The 260-nt window shown below is 36.9% G+C and carries 1 protein-coding gene; it reads left to right on the top strand.

The features are described 5' to 3' along the window. A partial coding sequence (locus F0L46_RS26665) for a hypothetical protein (RefSeq protein WP_210247695.1) occupies positions 1–233 on the top strand: 233 nt, incomplete at its 5' end. Between the last annotated feature and the right edge of the window lie 27 nt (positions 234–260).

Here is a 260-nt window from a genome sequence, read left to right as displayed (position 1 = left end):
TAATGGTTATAACTGAAAACGAATGCTCTGAATTAACAGAAAATGGACTTGAAACGAATAAAAACTCGTTCTGTACTCATTCAAAGCACGCTCCGAGGCGAAAAATGAGTAAATCGGAGGGCAATTCGGACAAAAAACTGCTCGGTATAAAAAAACCAAGCTCAAAACTCTTTCAAAAGTGGATTTTAGAAGCAGAGGTATCTCGTACTAAGATCGTATCTTACGAAAAATGAACGAATCCCCGAGTAAATTGGTCAAAA

It is taken from the genome of Salinarimonas soli (assembly GCF_008386575.1).
GTDB classification, from domain to species: Bacteria; Pseudomonadota; Alphaproteobacteria; order Rhizobiales; family Beijerinckiaceae; genus Salinarimonas_A; species Salinarimonas_A soli.
This window is presented reverse-complemented; position numbering and strand designations above follow the sequence as displayed.